Origin of the sequence: Rhodococcus sp. (in: high G+C Gram-positive bacteria), from assembly GCF_049286785.1 — a bacterium.
Classification (GTDB): Bacteria; Actinomycetota; Actinomycetes; order Mycobacteriales; family Mycobacteriaceae; genus Rhodococcus_F.
Genome location: NZ_JBAQEO010000558.1, coordinates 1 through 4,982 on the forward strand (window position 1 = coordinate 1; position 4,982 = coordinate 4,982).

Below are 4,982 nucleotides of genomic sequence, written 5' to 3' on the forward strand. Positions count from 1 at the left end.
GGTCGCGGAACGAGCACACCGTCAGCGCCGTGACTCCCACGATCGACAGTGGGTGCGCCCACGCGCCCGCAATCTCGCGCGCCGTGATCGGTCCGCCGCGTTCGATCACCCGAGAGCACAGCCGGGACGCGACCGCCGCGAGATACCCGGCCGCGCCCCATCGCCTCAGACGTCCGTGCCCCACGGCCATCGCGACCGGAGGCGCGAGGTAGGCGGTCCCGGCCGTGGCGAGGACCGCCGCGGCACCGAAGCGGGAACCGAAAGCGGTCCACAGCCATCGTCCGTACCCGCTGTACAGGTCGTGCGCGTTGTCGTACATACGGCACGACGCGAACCCGCCCGCCGCGACGAGGACCGTCCGCATTCCCAGCCTTCGCATTGCCCGGGCGATGTCGAGGTCTTCGGTGAGGCTGGTGGCGACTGCGGCATGACCGCCGAGCAGGTGATACGCCGCGGAATCGAAAACCAGGAACTGCCCGCATGACACAGTCGTCGACGGCCGCCGCGAGCGGTTGCTCACCGGCACGGGCAGTGTCGCCACCCACGACCAGGCGAGCAGCGGCTGGACCAGGTCTTCGGCGAGGGATCGTGCGCGTTGGAAGGGCCACGGGCACAGCAGGTCCGCTCGGAAATCGCGGAGTGCGGCACACGAGGCGGCCAGCGAATCCGGATGCAGGCGTACGTCGGCGTCGAGGAAGACAAGGATCCCTCGACGTTCGCGTCGGAGTCGAGCGGCGACGCCCGACGCCTCCCTGCACGCTGCTTGCTTCCCCACCCATCCGGGCGGTGGTTCGGCTGTGCCGCGGACCACGACGACACGGGGGTCGCCACCCGCGGCGGTTTCCGCGGCAGCGGCTGTGCCGTCCGTCGACGCGTCGTCATAGACCACGACGCACAAGTCCGCCACACCCCGTTGGGATCGGAGGTCACCGATGAGCGCCGGGAGCCGATCACGTTCGTCGCGCGCCGGAATGCAGACGGTGACGGGCTCGGTCACCCGGCTCGGCGCATGCCGAAGGCGAGGTGTGCCCACCAGGTTGGTCACTGCGGTGGCGAGTCCGAGAAGCGAGATCAGCGAACCGGACCGGACCACCCACTCGGCGGTGGAACGGCTCACACGTCCGACGGATCCTTGCGTCGCCCGCTGCCGACGGCAGGTTCCTTGTTGCGGGCTATCCACGCCAATGCGCCCACGATGACGGCCACACCGAGCGTCACGCCGCCCATGATGCCCGCCCATCCCGCGAAGCTTCGGGTGCTGGGGTCGGAGTAGCGGACTTCCGCGCGAATGGTCGAGGTGTCGCCCGCGGGTAGCTTCCACGACACGATCGAGTCGCCCTCGCGGGTGCCGTTCGTGGTGGCGACCCTGGCGGGGAAGGCGATGGTGAACTGCACATCGGTGCCCTGGGCGGGGACCGCGTCGAGGTCGGCTTTACCCTCGAGGGTCACGAGGTCGCCTGTTCTCCGCAGCGAGATCTGGAACGATCCGGTGGCTTGTTCGGACATGGTGCCGAGCTGCTGGACGTCACCGAAGGTGAGATCGCTGAAGAACGCCTGCGACCCGACGTATCCGTCCTTCTTGTACTCCTGCACCCTGATCTTGTCGGACAACGACTCGGGCGGAGTGAGTTGCGGCCCCTTGTCCTGATCGTTCACCGGAACGGCGGCCGCGACGATCTGGCCCGAGACCCGGTCGTCGGCGGACACACCCATGGACACCTGTACCCGCAGGCACCCCGCGAGAAGAGGCACGAGGAGGAGGCCGAGGGCCGCGACGGACAAGGCCCGGCTCCGCGCGCGGGCCGGGGTCGGAACCTGAACTGTGGTCAGCTGCACAGTCGTATCGTGCCAGGGGCGCGGATCGATGTCAGGAGCGAGGGGTCGTGTCGTGGAACCGGGGCGGTGGTGTGTGGTTGCCCACTGGTAGCCGGACGCGGGATCGCATGAGAGTCACGACCAGGGGAACACCCAGAATCCCCATCGCGATGCCCCCGTATATCGCCGAGTGCCGCAGTTCAGGGGCCGTCAGGAACACCGAGTGGGCCAGCGCCGAACCCAGCCAGGTCCACAGGAAGAGCCCGAGGGGGACCGCATCCCGTTGACGGTCGGTCGGGTCGGTCGGGGCGGTGGAACGGCGATCCACCAGGTCCATTACCAATGCCATGAGCGCTGCGACGACCAGCCAGCCCGCGTAGTTGGTCAACGGAATCTGTTCGATCCCGGGCAGTCCGGCATCGGTGTTGCACCAACTCCACTGGCCATCCGTGACCATTTGGGGGTCGAGATACAGATCCCATCCGACGACACCGATCGTGGTGAGTGCGGTGCGGGGGAGTCCGCCGCGGGCCAGCCGGGATGCGGCGCACCACACCGGGTAGAAACCCGCCGTCCAGGCCAGCGGCACCACCAGTGGCACCCCGGCCACCGCCGGGCCGAGACGTTCGACGCTGTACTGATAGCAGCCGTAGGGGATGCCGGTGGCCGTACCGATCACTTCGGAGCACAACCCGAGGCCTGCGGTGACCAGCACCAGACCCACGGCCCAGTCCGCGCCCCGGGTGATCGTGGCGTGCGTGATGCTCGCCGCCGCGAGCAGTGTGACGACGGCGATGGTAAGGACGTCGCGTGGTCCGCCCTCGACGAGTGGATAGGCGATCTGTGCGGTGACCGCGGCCGCCGCGAGCAAGATCGGGAGCCGGCGGATCATCGTCTCTGCCGCAGACGTGACCGAAGTGCGCCGCGCCGTGCCTCCCGCAGTGCGACGCGTGCTGCGCTGCGCCCGCTCGCGCCGGACACCCCGCCGCCCGGGTGCGTCGACGCACCGGTGAGGTACAGCCGCTCGGCGCCGGGGACGCGATGCCCGGACAGTTCGGGCAGGGGACGCCACATCATCATCTGGTCCAGCGACATCTCGACGTGCATGACGTTGCCGCCGATCAGCCCCAGCTCGTCCTCGAGGTCCTGCGGCGACTGCACGTGCCGGTCGAGAACGCACTCACCGAAACCGGGTGCCAGCGCGTCGATCTCCGCGACGATCCGGTCCGCTTCGGGCTGGGCGAAGTCCTTCCAGTGGCGACCCCCGGACAGCCGGTAGGGCTGCCACTGCGACCACAGCGTCACCTGATGCCGGCCAGGAGGTGCGATGGTGGGGTCGAGCCCGCTGAAGCTCATCGCAAGAACCGCGGGGCGTGGCGGCAGTTCGCCGGCCAGAGCGGCACCGTGGGCCAGTCGTAGCTGCGCACGGTCGGACACCAGCAGTTGCATGCCGGTGGTGGCGCCGGGGTCCGATGTGCTCGGGTAGACCGGCAACGCATCGGTGGCCAGCCGCACGACCATTCCGATACCGGGCCCGACCCTGATCCGACGGCGCCAGCGATCGAGGGCGTTCCGGTCGTGTCCTCCCCGTTCGAGGAGGTCGAGGGTGGTCAGGATATGGCTGCCCGCGATCACCGTGCGTGATCGGATCTCGCGGCCCGAGGCCGTCCGGGTGGTCCAGTAGCGGCCGTCACTGCGGAGCGAATCGACCGAATCGCCGAGTGTGACGATTCCCCCGTCGGCACGCAGCCGGGAGGTCAGGGCCTCGGTCAGGACTCCGCTGCCACCGACCGGACGTCCGGGCGGAATGGTGTGCATGAGTGCGGCGATACCGACCATCGGTGCCGTCCCGGGCTCGGACATCGGCGGACCGGACTGGGCTCCGAACCAGGCGAGGGCCGCTTTGAGCCGTTCGTCGTGGAAATACTCGTCGAGCAGTGCGTCTCCGGAGCCGAGGAATTGCCGGGACAGATCGCTTCCACCCTCTCCGGTGTCGAGTCCCCAGAACGAGGAGAGGAGCGCCGGCCCGGTGGGCGGTTTCCCGAACGCCCGCATCACCCTGGCGCTGCGCTTTCCCCACACGTCGACGAATCGACGATAGGCGTCGGCATCGGCGGGTCCGCAGGCTTCCTCGATCGACCGGCAGGTTGCATCGAGGCTGCGCCGGAACACGATGCCGGGACGGTCCGTGCCGGGCGGTGCCGGGGCGAACGCCCACGGGTCGCAGTCCAGATAGCGGAGACCGTGAGCGGCCAGATCGAGTTCCTCGATGATCCCGGTGTGCCTGATCATGATGTGTGCGGAGGAGCCCCGGTCAACCTTGTGGCCGGGGAATCGCTCCACCGTCGACACCGCGCCGCCGATGACGGTGTCGCGCTCGATCACCTCGACGGACCAACCGGACCGCGCCAGGTAACACGCCGCCACCAAGGCGTTGTGTCCCGAGCCGACCACCACCACATCGATCATTCGGTCAGGTTATCCCGATCCGCGGATGGACCCGTTCTGCCGATCACAGGGGGAGTGTGCGGCCGAGCACGGCGAAGGGCCGGTTGTCGCCCGCGAAGCGGAAGTGCCTCAGGACGTCCTCGAAACCGAGCCGTCGGTAGAGGCGCCACGCCCGGTTGTCCTCGTCCGTGACCTCAGGCGTGGACAGCAGCACTTTCTGCTCGGGTCGATGTTCGAGCAGTCGCAGGAGCAGGGTCTCGCCCAGTCCGTGTCCCTGGGCGTCGGGGTGCACGTGCAGTTCGGTGAGTTCGAAGTAGTTGCCCAGGAGTGCGTCGATCCGGTCCCGCGGCCACCCGGTGTGGCGCAGGCCGGTTCGGACCTGCTGATGCCACCACTGCTCAGGCGCTCCGCTGTAGCCGTAGGCGACTGCCACGAGACGTACATCCTCGTCGGCGGTGGCCGTTGCCGGGCCGGTATCCGGGGTGAGTGCTCCGACACCCCGCCATCCCCGCCGTCCGATGTGCTCGCTCCACATCGGGGCACGGTGATATTCGGTGCCGCGGGGATAACCCATGGCGGCGACGTAGATCGACAGCGCCTCGTGCAGGCGGTCGCGGAACTCGTCGGCCGAGAGTTCGATCACGACAGGAGTCGGGTCAGTGTTCGGTTCGACCTGTCTCACCTTCCTCTTGACGACGTGTCGGTGGGTGCAGTTATAT

Annotated in this window: 5 protein-coding genes; all 5 read right to left on the reverse strand. The window is 68.6% G+C overall.

The annotated features are described in order from the left end of the window. On the reverse strand, positions 1–1,117 hold a 1,117-nt coding region (locus WAW17_RS20120; RefSeq protein ID WP_422334683.1), incomplete at its 3' end, for a glycosyltransferase. Beyond that, positions 1,114–1,830, reverse strand: a complete 717-nt coding sequence (locus WAW17_RS20125) for an LppM family (lipo)protein (RefSeq protein ID WP_422334686.1) — start codon at positions 1,828–1,830, stop codon at positions 1,114–1,116. The genes WAW17_RS20120 and WAW17_RS20125, both read right to left, overlap by 4 nt. Before the next feature lie 37 nt (positions 1,831–1,867). After that, positions 1,868–2,707 carry a carotenoid biosynthesis protein gene (locus WAW17_RS20130; RefSeq protein ID WP_422334684.1) on the reverse strand — a complete coding sequence of 280 codons (840 nt, stop codon included), beginning with the start codon at positions 2,705–2,707 and terminating at the stop codon, positions 1,868–1,870. Then, a complete protein-coding gene (locus WAW17_RS20135) occupies positions 2,704–4,284 on the reverse strand; it encodes a phytoene desaturase family protein (RefSeq protein WP_422334685.1) in 1,581 nt (526 codons plus the stop codon). The genes WAW17_RS20130 and WAW17_RS20135 overlap by 4 nt, the downstream gene beginning before the upstream one ends. Before the next feature lie 43 nt (positions 4,285–4,327). Further along, on the reverse strand, positions 4,328–4,945 hold the full coding sequence (locus tag WAW17_RS20140; RefSeq protein WP_422334687.1) for a GNAT family N-acetyltransferase: 618 nt from the start codon (positions 4,943–4,945) through the stop codon (positions 4,328–4,330). Positions 4,946–4,982: the final 37 nt, after the last annotated feature.

Excerpts from the sequence above, each read along its gene's own strand:
- WAW17_RS20130 (WP_422334684.1), bottom strand. The coding sequence starts at position 2,707 with ATGATCCGCCGGCTCCCGATCTTGCTCGCGGCGGCCGCGGTCACCGCA.
- WAW17_RS20135 (WP_422334685.1), bottom strand. The coding sequence starts at position 4,284 with ATGATCGATGTGGTGGTGGTCGGCTCGGGACACAACGCCTTGGTGGCG.